Consider the following 16,848-nt stretch of genomic DNA (forward strand, 5'->3'; position numbering starts at 1 on the left):
GGGCCTCCTCTCGAGTCGTGAGGTCGTGGGGTCATGCGGTGGGGCTGGTCAGGGCGGCCAGGGGGAGTTCCAGGCGGACCTCCGTGCCCTGGGAGTGACCGCCGCGGCCGATGCGGATGCGGGCGCCGACCGAGGCGGCTCGTTCGACCATGCCGACCAGGCCGAAGTGGCCCGCTCGGCGGAGTTGTTCGAGGGTGGTGCCGGGCGGGAGGCCGCGGCCGTCGTCGTAGACGCTGATGCGGAGCAGGTCGCCGTGGACGCCCGCGCTGACGTCGACGCGGGTGGGGTGGGCGTGGCGTTGGGCGTTCTCCATGGCTTCCGAGGCGATGGTGAGGAGCTGGCGGGCCACGGCCGGGGGGACGGGGGGCACGGCGTGGGCGCCGGTGGGGCGGTAGACCGCCGGGAGGCCGGTGCGGGTGGCGAAGTCGCGTGTCCGGGCGGCGAGTTCGACCAGGACGTCCGTGGTCTGGGACGGGTCCGACTCGCGGCGGAGGTCGGCCAGGAGTTCCCGGGATTCCGCGGCGGCCCGGCGGGCCGAGCGGGCGACCAGTGCGGCCTGCCGGCTCACCAGGTCCGGGTCCATGCGGTCGGCGTTCGCCGAGGTGGTCAGGCCGTCGGCGGCCAGGGCCACGCCGTGCAGGGTCTTCGCGACCGAGTCGTGCATCTCGCGGGCCAGGCGGGCTCGTTCGGCACTGACCGCTTCCGTCACGGCGAGCCGGGCCTGGACGGTGGTGAGGGCCTGGGTGGCCGCGCCGAAGCGGAGCATGAGGTTGCGCAGGCTGGAGCCGACGGCGCCGGCGATGACGCAGAGGCCGGGCAGGAGGGCGGACTCGGTGATGCCGGGTGCCGGGTCCTGCTGTGCCGCGTGGATGAGAAGCAGGAGGAGTGCCTGCAACGAGGCGAACACCGCCGCGCCGCGCCAGCCGTAGACCAGGCCTGCCAGGAGGGGGGTGCAGACGCTGACGTAGGCGAGGGTGCTGTCGGGGCCGGCGGCGATGAGGAGCAGGGCGCCGAACAGGGTGTCCACGGCGAGGAGGGAGGGGTGGCGCAGGAGGAGGGGGCCGAAGCGTTCCCAGTCCCGGAAGAGGACGTAGGAGGTCATGAAGGTGACGACCACGGCCGCGCCGACGAGGCGGGTGGGCAGGCCCTCGTTCGCGTTGACGAGTGCGGTGGGGGTGGCGAGGGCGATCATGGCCAGGCGGAAGCCGAAGACCTGCCGGCACATGGCCTGGAGGGCGTTGACCTGGATGTCGATCGCGGGACCGGTGGGATGGGTGCTGCCCTTGTCTTCGGCCGGGAGCCGGTTCCCGGCCGCACCGGCCGGGCCGCGGCCGTCGTCGGGCGCGGGTGGCCCCTGGGGGAACGCTGCGGCGGATCGGTCGCGCAATGAGGATCCCGGCGCACCGTTCGCGTTCGCCTCCGGTGCGCTGCCCGCGGGCGTCGGCGCAGGCGTCGGCGTCGGGCCCGGTGCTCCGGCGTCCGCCGAGGCCCCCCGCGGCATCCCTGGCTTCTGCCGTCCACCCCCCTTGATCCGCAGCGTCGGCTCGCCGCCCACCGCCGCCTCCCACCCCGGTGGCAGCGCGGGCGTCACCGATGTCACCGGTACGTCCGGGGCACCCGTGCGGACATGCGCCGGCAGCACGGTCCCCGCCGGAGGCGTCGTGATCTCCGGTGTCTGGTCGGCCCGGCGGCGGCGACGGCCCAGCAGCCTCGTCCGCTCCCCTGTCATCGACATGCCCGTCGCCCCTCCCCTACTTCCCCGTGACCGAGCCGAAGTCCGTGCCCGAGCCGAGGATCAGGCCGGCGCCGAGCAGGAGCATGGTGGCCGGGACCATGAAGGTCGTGATCATCATCGTGGCCTTGGGGACGGCCCGGGCGGCCTTGCGGCGGGCGTTCTGCGCGTCCGTGCGACGCATGTCCTTGGCGAGGGACACCAGCGTGTCGACGATCGGCGCGCCCAGTTCCTCCCCCTGCTGCAGCGCCGTCACGAACATGGCGACCTGCTCGGAGTCGTTGCGACGGCGCAGTTCCGCGAAGGCCTGGCGGCGGCTCATGCCGAGGTCCATCTGGCGCAGGGTGATGCGCAGTTCGTCGGCCCAGGGGCCCTCGTAGCGGGAGGCGACCCGGTCCAGCGCCTGGCGGAAGCCGAGGCCCGCGCTCACCACGACCGCCAGGACGTCCAGGAAGTCCGGCAGGGTCCGCTCGATGACGTCCTTGCGGATGCGGATCGCCGACCAGATGCCGACCTCCGTCCAGAACGCGCCGAAGGCCAGCAGGAGCAGGGCGACCAGCAGTTGGCCGCGCATGAGGAAGACGAGGAAGCCGACGGCTCCCAGGAAGCCGTAGACGGCGCGCCGTGCCGCGTACCGGTCGATCGTCAGGCCGCCGGGATTGCCCGCGAGGTCGATTTTGCGGCGGTACTTCGCCACCTGTTTGGGGCCCATCAGGCGCAGGACGGCGGGCGCGTAGCGCATGCCCATGCGGTCGATGAGGGAGTCGACCGCGCCGGTGCGGGTGGAGCCGACCTCCAGGGCGAGTGCGAGGTCGCCGGGCAGTTTGGCCTCCGCGCGGTACATGCGGATGCCGGCGAAGACGCCCCAGACACTGAGGCCCGTCAGCAGGGCGAGCAGCAGTCCCATGGTTGTCTCCTGGCTCTCAGACGTCGATGCGGGACAGGCGGCGGATGAGGACGAAGCCCACGGCGTACAGCGAGAAGGCGATGATGACCGCCGCCTGGCCGAAGGCGGAGCCGGTCATGCGGTCCAGGGCGCCGTCCTTCACCCCGTTCATCAGGAACAGGGAGCCGACGCCGAGGACGGGGACGGCGTACGAGGTCATGTTGACCTGGGAGAGCTGGGTGCGGACCTCGCGCCGGGTCTCCTTGCGCTCCTCCAGCGTCTCGGTGAGGTTGCGCAGGGCGCTGACCACCTGGCCACCGGCCCGGTTGGACAGGACCAGGGTGGTGACGAGGACGACCAGTTCGCGGGAGGGGAGGCGGTCGGCCAGTTCGCCCAGCGCGTCGTCCATCGAGGCGCCGACCGCCAGCTGGTTCGACACTTTGCCGAGTTCCTCGCCTGCCGGGGCCTCCATCTCCTCCGCGGCCATGCCGATCGCGGTGCGCAGGGCGAGGCCCGCCTGGGTGGCGTTGGCGAGGATCCGGGCCATCTCCGGGAGCTGGTTGATGAACTTCTCGATGCGTTTCTGGCGTTGCCAGTTGAGGAACTGCACGGCGACCCCGATGCCCAGCAGTCCGGCGAGCGGGCCGAAGAACGGTGCCAGCGCCGCCTGGCCGATCAGCCACAGGCCCGCGACAGTGGCGAGCATGTAGACGAAGAACTCACCCGGGGTGATGTCCAGGCCGGTCGCCGCCAGACGCAGTTCCAGTTTCTTGCCGAGCCTGGTGCGCCGCAGACGGCGGTCGATGCCGCGGAAGTTGCGGCGCCGGCCGCCGGCCTCGATGTGTCCGGTGGCGGACAGGCGGTCGACCAGGGCCTGGCGTTGTGCCTTGCCCATGGCGTAGGAGTGCAGGCCGACGACCACGAGGGCGCAGGTCAGCAGAGTGACGCCGGTGGTGAGCGTGATGAGCGTGTGCAGTTCCATCGGTCGGTCCTACCTGGCTTCTCGGGTGGCTAGCTGGTCCGCCGACTGAGCGATGCCGAACGCCTGGGGAAGGGGCTGGCTCGCCATGTAGAGGCGGTCGGCGGTGCGGCGTGGGAGCGGGAAGTACTCGAAGGCTCCGTGGATGCGGCCGTCGGAGGTCATGGGCCGCGCGTGGAAGCGGGCGACCGTGACCAGGCGGTACGGGTCGCTGCCGTGGCTGTCCATCAGCGCGATCTCGGTGATGCGGCGGGCGCCGTCCGCGAACCGGGTCAGCTGCACGATGACGTCGACCGCACTGTTGATCTGGTCGTGCAGCGCCACGAAGGGGATCTCCACGTCCGACATGGACGCCAGGGTTTGCAGGCGCATCAGCGCGTCCTCGGCGCTGTTGGCGTGGACGGTGGCGAGCGAGCCGTCGTGGCCGGTCGACATCGCCTGGAGCATGTCGAGGGACTCGCCGCCGCGGACCTCACCGACGACGATCCGGTCGGGTCGCATGCGCAGCGAGTTGCGGACCAGGTCGCGGATCGTCACCTGGCCCTTGCCCTCGACGTTCGGCGGGCGCGACTCCAGGCGGATCACATGCGGCTGCTGGAGCTGGAGTTCGGCGGAGTCCTCGATGGTGATGATGCGTTCGCCCTGCGGAATGAGCCCCGACAGGGCGTTCAGCAGGGTCGTCTTGCCGGTGCCGGTCGCGCCGGAGACGATGATGTTGAACTTTGCCTGCACCAGGCCCGCCAGCAGGTACAGCATGTGCTCGTCGAGCGAGCCGAGGCCGATCAGTTCCTGGAGCGTGAAGGAGCGCGGGAAGCGGCGGATGGTGAGGGTGGCGCCGGTCAGGGACAGCGGCGGGATGATGACGTTGACGCGTTCGCCGGAGGGCAGGCGGGCGTCGACCATCGGGTTGGACTCGTCCACGCGGCGGTTGACGGTGGACACGATCCGCTCGATCGTCTGCATGAGCTGGTCGTTGGAGGCGAAGCGCAGGGGCAGTTGCTCGACCCGGCCGCCGCGCTCCACGAAGATCGCGTCCGGGCCGTTCACCATGATCTCCGTGATGGACGCGTCCTCCAGGAGCGGTTCCAGGATGCCGAGGCCGAGGGCCTCGTCGACCACCCTGCGGATCAGCTGCGAGCGTTCCACCGTCGACAGGACCGGGCCCTCGCGGCTGATGATGTGGCCGAGCACCCGCTCCAGCCGGGCCCTGCGCTCGGCTGCGGCCAGCGAACTCATCTCCGCGAGGTCGATCTCCTCCAGGAGCTTGGCCCGGTAGGAGGTGACCAGGTGGCCGTCCTCGCCCCGGTTGCCGTTCTCCTCGGGGGTGTTGATGCGTGCTCGCAGGCTCATGAGTGCGGGGCTCCTTGCTCGTCGCTCAGTGGTCGCGCGGCATCGTGGCGGTCTTACGGGCTGTTCCGAAGTCGTCCTTGCCCGGGAAGACCGACGGGATGGTGATCTCGGCTGTGACCGTGACCTCGTCCCCGCCGGTCGGCGCCGAGCAGCTCGTCCCGTCTGCCAGCCAACTGCTCACCGCCGCCCTGCAGTCGGCCTCGGACGGGCCGTCCAGTGACGCGCTGCGCGCCCCCGTCCTGGCCGCCGTGCCCGCCTGCTGGGCGGTGTAGGCGATCAGGCCGAGCTGCACGGCCCCCAGGGCGACGATCAGCAGGATCGGCAGGAAGCCGATGTACTCGATGGCGACCTGGCCGCGGTCGCGGCCCTTGCGACGTCCGGTCATCGCGGTTTCGCCTCCTCGACCGCCCCGGCGTGGCCGTGGACCGTGAACCCGAAGGACAGCGTGCCGGGGAAGAGGACCGGGACCTCCAGGTCCACGTCCGCTGTCACGTATCCCGAGCCGCCGCAGGTCACCTCGGCCCCGGAACGCCACGCGTCCGACAGGTGCTCGAGCCCGGCCGCCTCGCACACCCCCTGCCGCACGCCCCGCTCCGCCGCCGTCCCCTGCCGGACGGCCTCGTCCGCGGCGTTGCCCGCGAGGATGTACGTGTAGCCGACGAGGACGGCCTGCCACAGGGCGATCAGCGTCACGATGATCGTCGGTGTCATCCCGAGGAACTCGATCGTCACCTGGCCCTTGTCCCGCTCCCACCGCTCTCCTGAAGGCACCCTCACCCCTCCTTCCTCCGCCGAAAGCCCACCGCCCCCCGGCCCCCCTTCTGGGCACCGTCAGGGGCCTTGACCAGTCCCAGCTCCCCCGCCAGTCCCCACAGGGCCTGCTTCACGGAGCTCTTGTTCTCCAGTTCGTGGATGCGGCCCGCGTCCACGACGCTCTGCAGTTCCTTGAAGTTGGCGGGGACCACGGTCGCCGCCACCGCCGTGCCGGTGATCTTCTGGATGAGGGGCGGCTGGATCTCCGTACCGCGCGAGTGCCGGTTGACGACGACGGTCGTCTCCTCGGCCTTGCGGATCTGCAGCCGGTCCCACATCCGCACGGCCCGTTTCGCGCCCCGTACGGCGACCACGTCCGGCGTGGTGACGAGCAGGGCCCGGTCGGCCATCTCCACGGCCGCCGCGCCGGCGCCGCCGAGCTGGGCGCCGCAGTCGATGACGACGACCTCGTAGCGCGAGCGCAGGGCGCTGACGATCTGCCGGGCGGCGCGGTCGGTGACGTCCTCGCCGCGTTCCCCTTCGGCGGGGGCGAGGAGCAGGGCGAGGCCGGTGTCGTGGCGGAAGACAGCGTCGGCGAGGACGCGCGGGGAGATGTCGGTGATGGCGGCGAGGTCGACGACGGAGCGGCGGAACTGCACGTCCAGGTAGGAGGCGATGTCGCCGGTCTGGAGGTCCATGTCGACCAGGGCGGTGCCGCGGCCGGAGGCCTGGGCGGCGAGGGCCAGCTGGATCGCGGTGAGGGTGGCCCCGGCGCCGCCCTTGGCGCCGCTGACGGTGACGACGGTGCCGCCGACGCCGGTGAAGACGTCGCCGCCTGCACCCAGGTGACGTCGTACGCCGGTGGACCACTGGGCGACGGCCTGGACGCGGCTGGCGAGTTCCTCGTAGCCGAGGGGCAGGGCGACCAGGCCGCGGGCGCCGTAGTCCATGGCGGCCTGGAAGAGGCCGGGGCTCGCGTCGGAGGTGACGAGGATGACGCCGACGGCCGGGAAGCGCAGGGCCACTTCGCGGATCAGTTCCAGCGCCGGCACGGGGCCGATCCGCTCGTGGACGATCACGACCTCCGGCAGCTCGTCGACCGACTCGGCGGCGAGGCGCGCGAGGGTGTCGATGAGCTGGGTGGAGTCGACCACGGGGGCGACGGGCTCGGCGTCCGGGAGCTGGCTGAGCAGTGTCGTGACGGACCGGACCGCGTCCGTGTCACCGACTGCCGGGAGGATCCTCGTGGGCATGGCAGCCTCTCACTTGTCCTTCGCGAGTTCGTACGTCCGGTCCTTCTCGGGGACGGTGGTGTCGCTGCCGGGCGCGACGAGGGCGAGGCGCACGCGCTTGGCGAACGACTCGGCGTAGGTGATGCGCTGGGCGTCGAGGGCGGACAGGGCGAAGGTGATCGGGACGCCGTCGGTGGGCTGCTGGGTGCGGTTGCTCTCCTCGGGTTCCAGCGCGGTGAGTTCGCCGACGTCGAGGACCTTGGCGTCGGTGACGATGATCTTCGACTGGTCGGGGTCGCCCTCGCGGGCGCCCTCGAAGGTGGCGTAGACGTTGACCGAGGCGCCGGGCGTGATCTTGCCGGCCACGCCGGTCGCCGCGTCGATCATGATGGCGACCTCCTGCTGGCCGGGCTGGAGGGCCGGCCGGCGGACGATCATGTCGGACTGGAGCAGGGAGCCCGCGCGCAGCGTGGTGACGGCGATCTTGCCCTGTATCTCCCGCAGGTCGGTGACCGCGTTGTCGGACAGCCACCGTTCGGGCATCTTGATCTTCTCGAACTGGCCCGTGGTGAGGGTGGTGTAGGGCTGCACCTCGGACTTGAGCCGGTAGGCGGTGACCTCGGGGCCGACCTTCGACTCCACGTCGCTGATGACGGAGAGCACGCCGGCGAAGGCGCCGAGGGCGCAGACGACCGACAGGAGCAGGAGAATCACGCCGCGGCGCTGACGGGAGTTCATGAACCGGACAACCTCGTTGGGGATATCGGTCGAGCGGGATCGGAACAGTGCTGACGAGCGGTGTCAGGCCTCAGCCGACGGCCGTTCGGCTCTCGAGCTGCTGGTGGGGCGGGCTGTCGTGGACGGGTGGCAGGGCCGAGCAGAACACGCAGCGGTCTCCGATGACGTCGATGCCGCACCAGTGGCACCGGCTGCGCCGCACGGAGGTGACCAGCTGGTAGAGGACTGAGAGGTCGGGCAGGTAGCTGCAGAACTCGACGAGCCTGCCGGTGCCCCACCAGCCGGGTGATTCGGCCGGGAGCGGGGTCTCGCGCAGCCCCTGCACCTTCCAGGAGGGGGCGAGGGTGCCGGTGACCCAGTCGGCGGGGAGCTGGCCCTTGGCGAGAAGCATCCAGGTGCCGAACTCGGGGCCGGGCAGCTGCGCTTCGGGGGTGATCCTCACGAGGTGCGGCTCGGGGTGGGCCAGGACGCCGAACTGGCTGCCGGGCACCCAGGACTTGGCATGCGACTTCAGGCCGACGGGCACGCGGTCGAGGCGGGTGACGGAGTTCAGCAGCGCGCCCGCGTGGATGTAGTGCACGAGCAGCCGGCCGGCGGAGGCGAGCACGCCGGGGCTGATGTCACAGGAGGCGAGTTGCCGTAACTGGCGGGCCAGAACGGCCAGTCCCAGGGGTGGCAGGTCCGGCCGGAACAGGGCGATGCGGTCGCTTTCCATGAGGGAGCGCAGGGTGTGCAGCCGTCGCTGCACCGCGGTGGGCGCGGCCTGCGAGCAGACCACGATCACATGCCCGTGGTGCTCGATCAGGGCCTGCATCTCGGCCAGCGCCTGCTCCAGGGGGCGCCGGTCGACGTCCCGCAGCACGACGGCGGGCAGGGTGCGTTCGTCCTGTGGTGGCAGCGCCATGTCGGCGCTGGTCACGGCAATGGCAGTTGGCACGCGCAGCTCCCCGTTTCCCCATGCCGGTCGGAACGCCGGGTGTCACTCCGGCGCACCGTGTCGACTTCACTGCGTGACTACCTCAGCACTGTATCCACGCCTCTGTGACCGGAGAACAGCCTTTGTGTAGCTGGAGCGCAACTGCCGTTGCACAAGAGGCGTCAAAACGGGGCAGGTTGAGCATCTCGCCGGTCGCCCGGGCGAGCCCGGGGCGCTTCCCGGCGGGGGTCAGGAGTGACGGTGGACCTCCGGGCGGGGCCTGCGGTCCACGCCTGACGCGGCGCCATCCTCCCGGCCTCCCGCCCGGCCGCCCGGACGGGCCGCACGGCGGGGCCGCCGCTCGAGCAGTTGGTCTGGACCTCTTGACAGGCGCTTTGGTCTGGACCATTTTCTTGTCATGTCCCCACACAGACGATCCCTGCGGCTCTGGTCGGGTGCCGTCACGGCTGCCCTGGCCCTCACCCTCACGACCGTCGGCCAGGCGAGCGCCGCCGACGTCGACAACGCCCGCAACGCCGGCTTCGAGGCGGGCCTGAGCGACTGGACCTGCTCGGCGGGCAGCGGCACGACGGTCTCCTCCCCCGTCCGCACCGGTACGGCCGCGCTGCGGGCGACCCCCTCGGGGCAGGACAACGCCCGGTGCTCCCAGACGGTCCGGGTGAAGCCGGGCTCGACGTACACACTCGGCGCCTGGGTCCGCGGCGGGTACGCCTACCTCGGCGTGACGGGCACGGGCACGACGGACGTGTCCGCCTGGACGCCCGACTCCGCTTCCTGGAAGCAGCTGTCGACCACCTTCACCACGGGCTCCTCCACGACCTCGGTGACGGTGTACACGCACGGCTGGTACGGGCAGGCGGCCTACTACGCGGACGACGTGTCGGTGTTCGGTCCCGACGGCGGCGGGGGCACGGACCCGGGGCCCACGGTCCCCTCCGCTCCGGGCGGCCTGAACGTCTCGGGGACGACGTCCTCGTCCGTGTCACTGGCGTGGAACACGGTTGCGGGGGCGACGGGTTATACCGTCTACCGCGACGGCACGAAGGTGACGGCCGTCTCCGGGACCTCGGCGACGGTGACCGGGCTCGCGGCCTCGACGTCGTACTCCTTCCAGGTCACGGCGACGAACGGGGCCGGTGAGTCGCCGAAGTCGGCGGCGGTGACGGGTACCACGAACAAACCGAACGGGCCGGGCCCCGCCCTGCCCGAGCACGCGGTGACCGGCTACTGGCAGAACTTCGACAACGGGGCGACCGTCCAGCGCATCTCCGACGTCCCCGCCGCCTACGACATCATCGCGGTGGCCTTCGCCGACGCGACGGGCACGCCCGGGGCGGTGTCCTTCACCCTGGACTCGGCGGGGCTGAAGGGCTACACCGTCGACCAGTTCAAGGCAGACGTGAAGGCGAAGCAGGCCGCGGGCAAGAAGGTCGTCATCTCGGTCGGCGGCGAACGCGGCACCGTGTCGGTCAACGACGCGGCCTCGGCGGCGAACTTCGCGGACAGCGTGTACTCCGTCATGCGGACGTACGGCTTCGACGGCGTCGACATCGACCTGGAGAACGGCCTGAACGCGACGTACATGACGCAGGCGCTGCGTGCCCTGTCGGCGAAGGCGGGCCCCTCGCTCGTCCTGACGATGGCCCCGCAGACGATCGACATGCAGTCCACGTCCAACGGCTACTTCCGCACCGCGCTGAACGTGAAGGACATCCTCACGGTCGTCAACATGCAGTACTACAACAGCGGTTCCATGCTCGGCTGCGACGGCAAGGTCTACAGCCAGGGCTCGGTCGACTTCCTGACGGCCCTGGCCTGCATCCAGCTGGAGAACGGCCTCGCCCCGTCCCAGGTGGGCCTGGGCCTGCCGGCCTCGACGCGCGGGGCGGGCAGCGGCTACGTCTCACCGGCCGTGGTGAACAACGCCCTGGACTGCCTGACCAGGGCCACCGGCTGCGGCACCTTCAAGCCGCCGCGGACGTACCCCGGCCTGCGCGGCGCGATGACCTGGTCGACCAACTGGGACGCCATGGCGGGCAACGCCTGGTCCAGCGTGGTGGGGCCGCACGTGCACGGGCTGCCGTAACAGCCCCTAGCCCGCCGGACGGTAGTGGCCGAGCACCCAGGCCAGCTGCGGGAACCACTCCTGGAGCCGCGACCTGGGCTTGGCCTCCACCACGCACTCGAAGAACCGGCCGTCCAGGTGGATGACGGCGACCATCAGGGCCTTGCCGCTCGGGCTCGCCCGGTAGTGGACGCTGCGGATCTCGGGCCAGCGGAACTCGACCGAGAGACCGGACGACTCGAAGGCGACGCCCGCAGCGTCGACGACGACCGCGTTGCGCTTGTCGACGGCCAGGAAGTCCGGCCCGCCCGCCGCCGGCTGCTGCGGCGGCGGTGGTGCCTGGACGTACGGCGGCGGCTGGGGCGCGTGGGCATACGGCTGCTGCTGCGGCGGCGCCTGGCCGTACGGCTGCTGCTGCGGGGCCGTGTACGGGGGCGGCGCCGGCGCGTAGTGCGGTGGGGGCGGGCCGAAGCCGGGGCCGGGGGGCGGTGGCTGCTGGGTCACCCGGCCATTCTCCCTGCCCCTTGCCCTAGAAGAACTCCCCCCACGGCTGGTCCCAGATCTGCTTCACGCACAGGATCAGGAACAGCAGGCCGGCGACGGCGAGCATGGCGTTGCTGAGGGCTCCGTTGCGCCACTCCCGGGGCGTGCGGGAGGAGTTGAGGAGCCAGATCAGGGTGCCGGCCAGGAAGGGCAGGAAGGCCGCGCCGAGGACGCCGTAGATGATGATCAGGCGGAAGGGCTGGCCCTCGAAGAGCAGGATCATCGGCGGGAAGGTCAGCCAGAGCAGGTAGGCACGGAACGGCCAGGAGCGTTCGCGCGTCCCGGAGGCGACCTCCTCGCCCCCCGCCCGGCTCGTGTGCGAAAGGCGGGCCACGAAGTCGGCGAACATCAGGCTCACGCCGTGCCAGACACCGATCAGCGAGGTGAAGGACGTGGCGAAGAAACCGATCAGGAAGAACTTCGCCGTGGCCGAACCGTACTCCTTCTCCAGGATGTCGCCCAGCTGGATCAGCCCCTTGTCGCCGCTGGCGATGGCGACGTTCGCGGAGTGGAGCAGCTCGGCGCCGACGAACAGCATGGCGATGACGAAGATGCCGGTGGTGGCGTAGGCGACGCGGTTGTCCAGCCGCATGACCTTCATCCAGCCGGTGTCGGTCCAGCCCTTGGCGTTCACCCAGTAGCCGTACGCCGCGAGGGTGATCGTGCCGCCCACACCGCCGATCAGGCCGAGCGTGTTGAGGACCGAGTCCTTCTCGTCCGGCAGCACCGGCACGAGTCCGGCGAGGGCGTCGGGGAGGTTCGGCGTGACCCGGATCGCCAGGTACACCGTCACCACGAACATGACGCCCACCAGGACCGTCATGACCTTCTCGAACACCGCGTACTTGTTGAACCAGACGAAGACCAGGCCGATCAGACCGCAGGCGATGCCCCACCACTTGAGGTCCATCACGTCCGGGAACAGCGCCTGCAGCGGCAGCGCGCTCGAGGACATCGCCGCGGCGCCGTAGACGAAGCCCCAGACCACGACGTAGATCGCGAAGAACCAGGTGGTCCAGCGGCCGAGGCTCGCCCAGCCGTCGAACAGGGTGCGGCCGGTGGACAGGTGCCAGCGGCCCGCCGCCTCGGCCAGCGAGATCTTCACCAGGCAGCCGATGATCGCGGCCCACAGGAGGGTGTAGCCGAAGTTGCTGCCCGCGATCAGGGTGGCGACCAGGTCACCGGCGCCGACACCGGTCGCCGCGACGACGATGCCCGGGCCGATGTACTTCCAGCTCGCCTTCCGGGGTTGTGGGGGGTGGGTGGCCTCGTTCTCAGTGGTGTTTCCCGTGGTGTCCGCCATGATGGTCAAGAAATCCCAAAGCAGCCCGCGGGACAAGAGGGCCTGACCGGATCTTCACCCGATGCCCGTAGGACACCCGGCCCGGTCAGGCCCGGCGGAGCGCTACGGCCGTCGCCGACCACAGCCGTCCGCCCCGCACGTGCCGAGCTCGAACCACACGGTCTTGCCCGGCCCGTCCCGATGGCAGCCCCAGCGCTGGGCGAGCGCGTCCACCAGGAACATTCCACGGCCGCTCTCCCCGGTGCCCGCGTCCAGCACCCGCGGCAGACCGCGAGCGACGTCGGCGACCTCGCAGCGCAGGAGGCCGTGCGCGGCGAAGAGGGTGAGCCGGAAGGGGCTCCCGGCGTGCACCACGGCGTTGGTGGCCAGTTCGCCGACGAGCAGTTCGGCCACCTCCGCGACGTCACCGCGCTCGGCGAGCCCCCAGACCTCCAACTGCCTGCGGACCTCCGCGCGTGCCTCACGGACGGCGGAGGGCAGGGGTGCGTACTCGGCCCTCAGATGCCCCGCGCCCAGGGGTGGTTGCGGGAACGGGCCGTAGCGGGCGTCGGGGTCGGGGAGGTGGTGCCGCCCGGAGAGTTGCAGCATGGGTCCAGGGTGATCCCCCCGGGCGGTCCCGCGCACGGGGAGGACTACCCGTTCCCCTACCTGCTTGTGCAGGTGAGGACGTCACGCGTACTGGAGACGGACCGTCGCTCCGCCGGCGTCGTCGCGGATGTCCACGTAGGCGCAGACCTGACGGGCGTACCACAGCCCCGGCCCCGGATCCGGGGCGGCGGCCGGCGGGACGAAGCCGGCGAGGGGGTCGTCGAGACGGTGGGCCGAGCGCAGTTCGCAGACGCAGCCGGGAGCCTCGCCCCACAGCAGGAGGTCTCCGCCGAGGGGCGCGAGGGCGGCCGCGCTCTCCGCCACGGCGGCGGCGAACAGCTCGGCGTCCGCATCGGGCAGCCCTCGTCCCACGGCCCAGCTCTGTACGGCCGCGCCGTGCGGCTCCGGCAGGCGCAGCGCACCGGTGGGAGGCAACGGCAGGGGTACGGCGTCGAGTTCGGCGGCGAGCCGCAGCGGGTCCTCGTACACCTCGGTGTCGGGGTGGGTGCGGCGGGCCGCGGCGACGACGGCGGGCCCGGCGGTGCGGGTGTCGTACGCGCACAGGGCGGTCGTGGACATGGACGCGAAGAGGAGGTTGGCCAGGGCCTCGTAGCGGATCCACTCGGTGGTCTCGCGGGCCGAACGGCCGGCTCGGCCGCTCCAGACCGGCTCCATGACGAGGTGGAGCCGCCCGCCGGGGCCGGCGTGCGCCGCCAGGTACGCGGCGGCCCGGGCGACGGCGTTCGCGGCCGAGCCGGTGTACCAGTCGGTGTGCGGGATGCAGGTGACGTCCTTCGCGCCGGAGCCGAGGGCGTCGCGCAGGAGGTCCAGGTGGTGCGGGGCGGCGATGGCCACCGGCGGTGGTTCGCCGGAGGCGTCGAGGCCCTCGCCGAGGAAGGGCAGGGCGGCGGCCAGGAAGCCTTCGTCGGAGTCGAAGACGGCCATGCGGTGGTCGAACGGGCTGAGTACTCCGGTGCTCACGTGATCCCCTCGGGTGAGTGGGTGCGGTTGGGGGCGGGGCAGCGCTGGGCCGTCACCCAGGCGGCGATCTGGCTGCGCTTGCTGAAGCCGAGCTTGCCGAGGATGCGTTCCACATGGCCCTCGGCGGTGCGGCGGGCGATCACCAGGCGGTCGGCGATCTGCTGGTTCGCGAGCCCTTCGGCGACGAGTTGGGCGACCTCGGTCTCACGGCGGGTCAGTCGGACCGTGCCGTCGTCGTGCGGGGGCGCGCCGGCGGTGGCGGGTTCCGTGGGGTGCGAGCGGACCGGCTCCCGGGGCTCGTGGCCGGCCAGTTCCGCGGGACCGAGGGCCGCGCCCCGGCGGTGGGCCCGCTCGAACGCCTCGCGTCCCAGGGCCCGGGCAGCCCGCTCCTCGCTGTCCCGGCGTACGGAGTTGAGGGTGTGCGAACCCCAGCGGCCGGTGTCGATGTCGGCCCAGACGCGGTCGGCGCCGCCCAGCAGCACGGCGGCGTGCTCGTGGTCGCCGCGTGCGGCCGCGACCGACGCGAGCAGATCGAGGGTGAGGGCGATGCCGATGACGTCGTGGACGGCGAGTTTGAGCCGCAGGGCCTCACGGGCGTGCCGTTCGGCCCGGGGCCAGTCGCCGCGCACGGTGTGGGCGAGGGCGAGGATGCGCAGCACGTAGGACCGGACCCACTGTTCGCCGTGCCGCTCGCAGAGCGCGAGGGCCCGCTCGCACACCTCTGCGGCCCGCTCGGCCTCCCCCAGGTAGCCCAGCGCGCAGGCGAGTTCGACCTGGTCGAGGCCGGCGAGGCTGAGGTGCTGGCCGGGCACGGGGCCGCGGGCGACGGTGGTCTCGAAGTGCCGTAGCGCTCCGGGGAGGTCGTCCGAGAACAGCCGGATGACGCCGATGACGTACTCGGCGTGTGCGGCTTCGGCGTCGTCGCCGAGCGCGCGGGCGAGTGCGAGGGCGTCGGTGGCGTGGCGACGGCCTCGGGGGAAGTCCCGGCCGGCGGCGGCCAGCAGCCCCGCGACCCACAGGCCGCGGGCCCGTTCGCGGGTGGGTCCGGGGGCGGCGGCAAGGGCCCGGTCGAGCCAGTACAGGCCCTCGCGGGAGGCGCCGCAGGCGTGCCAGTGGAACCAGAGCGTGCCGGCGAGACGCAGCCCGGCGAGGGCCTCGCCGGGGGTGGAGAGGCTGAAGTCGAGGGCGGCGCGGAGGTTGTCCCGGTCGGCGCGCAGCCGGGCGGCCGTCTCCGGCTGCCCGGGCCCGAACCAGCCGCGCTCGCACTCCTCGGCCCGCCGTGCCATCCAGTCCCGCTGCCGCCGCCGGACGGTCTCCTCCTGCCCGGTGCTCCGCCGCAACTGCTCCAGCCCGTACTGCCGCAGGGTGTCGAGCAGCCGGTAGCGCACACCGCCGGGCCCGGGCTCCCGGCAGAGCACGGACTTGTCCACGAGCCCGGCGACGGCCTCCAGGACGTCGTCCGTGCGCAGGCCGGGCGGCGGGGCCGGCATCCCCGCGACCGCCGCCGCGGTCCGGGCGTGGGGGGCGGAGCCGTCCGGGTGCCGGTCGGGCAGGCCGGGCAGGGCGGGCGGTGCCGCACGCCGCAGCGCGACGAGCTGTCCCCGGCCCCGCGGAACCGGGAAGACGCCCCCGGCAGGGCGGGTGCTCTCCACGGGCCCGGCACCCTCCGGACCCGCGGCCCCACCCGAAAGCCCGGCACCCTCCCGGAGCCCGGCCCCGTCCACACACGCGTTCCGGGACGGGCGCCTGCTGCTCTCCGGGGCGGCGGCGTCCGCGCACACCGCCTCCGCCGTCTCCAGGTCGAAGCTGCCCGGCAGGACCGACAGCCGGGCCCACACCGTCTGCTCGGGGACGGTGCACAGGTCGTGGCTCCAGGCGACCGCGGCGCGCAGGGTCTGGTGGCGGGGCAGGGCCGCGGGGCTGCCGGTGGTGAGGAAGCGGTAGCGGTCGTCGAGGCGGTCCAGGAGCTGGTCGACGTCGAGGACCCGCATACGGACGGCGGCGAGTTCGATGGCCAGCGGCAGACCGTCCAGGCGGTGGCACAACCGGGCGACGGAGGCGCGGTTGGCGGGGGTGAGGCGGAAGCCGGGGACGACGGCGGCTGCCCGGTCGCTGAAGAGCCGGAGGGCGGGGTAGCCCTCGGCGGCGGACAGGTCGCCGTCCGGATCGGGCACCGGCAGCGGGCGTACCTCCAGCAGGTGCTCCTCGGTGAGGCCGAGCCGGTGCCTGCTGGTGGCGAGGATCCTCACGCCCTCGGAGCCGTGCAGCAGGGCCGCGGCGAGCCGGGCGCACGCGTTTGCCAGGTGCTCGCAGTTGTCGACGACGAGGAGCAGCCGCCGGTCCCGTACCTGTTCGACGAGGGCGTCCAGGGGCGGCTGGGCGGAACGGTCGTGGAGTCCAAGCGCGTCTGCGACGGCCAGTGGGACGAGGGCCGGGTCGTGCAGCCCGGACAGGTGCACGTAGCGCACGCCGTCCGGGAAGGCGCGCCGCACCCGGGCCGCGATGCGCGCCGCGAGCCGGGTCTTGCCGACGCCGCCCGGTCCGGTCAGCGTCACCAGCCGTGCGCGGGCCAGCAGTTCGCGGCCCTGGGTCAGTTCGCCACGCCGGTCGACGAAGCTGGTCGTCTCGGCCGGCAGGTGATGGTCCCGTCGTGGCGCTGATCCGCCCATGATCAGCCGATCCTCTGAGGGGTGGGGGTCCGGGGACCCGGACGCTCCGGCTCCCTGTGCGCGGCCTCACTCTCTCCGAGTCCCGTACATGG

Annotated in this window: 15 protein-coding genes; 1 reads left to right on the top strand and 14 read right to left on the bottom strand. The window is 72.3% G+C overall.

Annotated elements, in window-relative coordinates; translation table 11 throughout:
• Positions 1 to 31: 31 nt before the first annotated feature.
• The 9 genes from ADK65_RS34875 to ADK65_RS34915 form a co-directional block, all read right to left on the bottom strand.
• The gene (locus tag ADK65_RS34875; RefSeq protein ID WP_234353042.1) at positions 32 to 1,735 is read right to left on the bottom strand and encodes a sensor histidine kinase; all 1,704 of its coding nucleotides are present in this window, start codon (positions 1,733 to 1,735) and stop codon (positions 32 to 34) included.
• Positions 1,736 to 1,751: 16 nt separating this feature from the next.
• Positions 1,752 to 2,639: a DUF5936 domain-containing protein gene (locus ADK65_RS34880; protein ID WP_053675364.1), complete on the bottom strand. Its 888-nt coding sequence runs from the start codon at positions 2,637 to 2,639 to the stop codon at positions 1,752 to 1,754.
• A gap of 16 nt (positions 2,640 to 2,655) precedes the next feature.
• On the bottom strand, positions 2,656 to 3,600 hold the full coding sequence (locus ADK65_RS34885) for a type II secretion system F family protein (protein WP_053675366.1): 945 nt from the start codon (positions 3,598 to 3,600) through the stop codon (positions 2,656 to 2,658).
• Positions 3,601 to 3,609: 9 nt separating this feature from the next.
• Positions 3,610 to 4,947, bottom strand: a complete 1,338-nt coding sequence (locus ADK65_RS34890; protein ID WP_053675368.1) for a CpaF family protein — start codon at positions 4,945 to 4,947, stop codon at positions 3,610 to 3,612.
• A gap of 25 nt (positions 4,948 to 4,972) precedes the next feature.
• Positions 4,973 to 5,332 (bottom strand): TadE/TadG family type IV pilus assembly protein, encoded by a 360-nt coding sequence (locus tag ADK65_RS34895; RefSeq protein ID WP_053675370.1) that lies wholly within the window; start codon positions 5,330 to 5,332, stop codon positions 4,973 to 4,975.
• The gene (locus ADK65_RS34900) at positions 5,329 to 5,658 is read right to left on the bottom strand and encodes a hypothetical protein (RefSeq protein WP_053675593.1); all 330 of its coding nucleotides are present in this window, start codon (positions 5,656 to 5,658) and stop codon (positions 5,329 to 5,331) included. Before ADK65_RS34900 ends, ADK65_RS34895 begins: the two co-directional genes overlap by 4 nt.
• A 62-nt stretch (positions 5,659 to 5,720) precedes the next feature.
• On the bottom strand, positions 5,721 to 6,953 hold the full coding sequence (locus ADK65_RS34905) for an AAA family ATPase (protein ID WP_053675372.1): 1,233 nt from the start codon (positions 6,951 to 6,953) through the stop codon (positions 5,721 to 5,723).
• Positions 6,954 to 6,962: 9 nt separating this feature from the next.
• Complete coding sequence (gene cpaB, locus ADK65_RS34910) at positions 6,963 to 7,670, bottom strand: Flp pilus assembly protein CpaB (RefSeq protein ID WP_053675374.1); 708 nt, start codon at positions 7,668 to 7,670, stop codon at positions 6,963 to 6,965.
• A 70-nt stretch (positions 7,671 to 7,740) separates the two neighbouring features.
• A complete protein-coding gene (locus tag ADK65_RS34915) occupies positions 7,741 to 8,574 on the bottom strand; it encodes a hypothetical protein (protein WP_053675595.1) in 834 nt (277 codons plus the stop codon).
• A gap of 430 nt (positions 8,575 to 9,004) precedes the next feature.
• On the opposite strand from ADK65_RS34915, the gene ADK65_RS34920 reads away from it, so the two are divergent.
• On the top strand, positions 9,005 to 10,693 hold the full coding sequence (locus tag ADK65_RS34920; protein WP_053675376.1) for a chitinase: 1,689 nt from the start codon (positions 9,005 to 9,007) through the stop codon (positions 10,691 to 10,693).
• Positions 10,694 to 10,699: 6 nt separating this feature from the next.
• On the opposite strand, the gene ADK65_RS34925 is transcribed toward ADK65_RS34920, so the two are convergent.
• From ADK65_RS34925 to ADK65_RS34945, 5 genes are all read right to left on the bottom strand, one after another.
• A complete protein-coding gene (locus tag ADK65_RS34925; protein WP_053675377.1) occupies positions 10,700 to 11,176 on the bottom strand; it encodes a hypothetical protein in 477 nt (158 codons plus the stop codon).
• Positions 11,177 to 11,201: 25 nt separating this feature from the next.
• Positions 11,202 to 12,518 carry an Nramp family divalent metal transporter gene (locus ADK65_RS34930; RefSeq protein ID WP_053675379.1) on the bottom strand — a complete coding sequence of 439 codons (1,317 nt, stop codon included), beginning with the start codon at positions 12,516 to 12,518 and terminating at the stop codon, positions 11,202 to 11,204.
• A gap of 102 nt (positions 12,519 to 12,620) precedes the next feature.
• On the bottom strand, positions 12,621 to 13,106 hold the full coding sequence (locus ADK65_RS34935) for an ATP-binding protein (protein WP_078956297.1): 486 nt from the start codon (positions 13,104 to 13,106) through the stop codon (positions 12,621 to 12,623).
• Positions 13,107 to 13,187: 81 nt separating this feature from the next.
• Positions 13,188 to 14,087 (bottom strand): MEDS domain-containing protein, encoded by a 900-nt coding sequence (locus ADK65_RS34940; protein ID WP_234353043.1) that lies wholly within the window; start codon positions 14,085 to 14,087, stop codon positions 13,188 to 13,190.
• Entirely contained in the window at positions 14,084 to 16,756 is a 2,673-nt protein-coding gene (locus ADK65_RS34945; RefSeq protein WP_053675381.1) for an ATP-binding protein, read from the bottom strand. Before ADK65_RS34945 ends, ADK65_RS34940 begins: the two co-directional genes overlap by 4 nt.
• Between the last annotated feature and the right edge of the window lie 92 nt (positions 16,757 to 16,848).

This window comes from Streptomyces sp. NRRL B-1140 (assembly GCF_001280065.1).
Classification (GTDB): domain Bacteria; phylum Actinomycetota; class Actinomycetes; order Streptomycetales; family Streptomycetaceae; genus Streptomyces.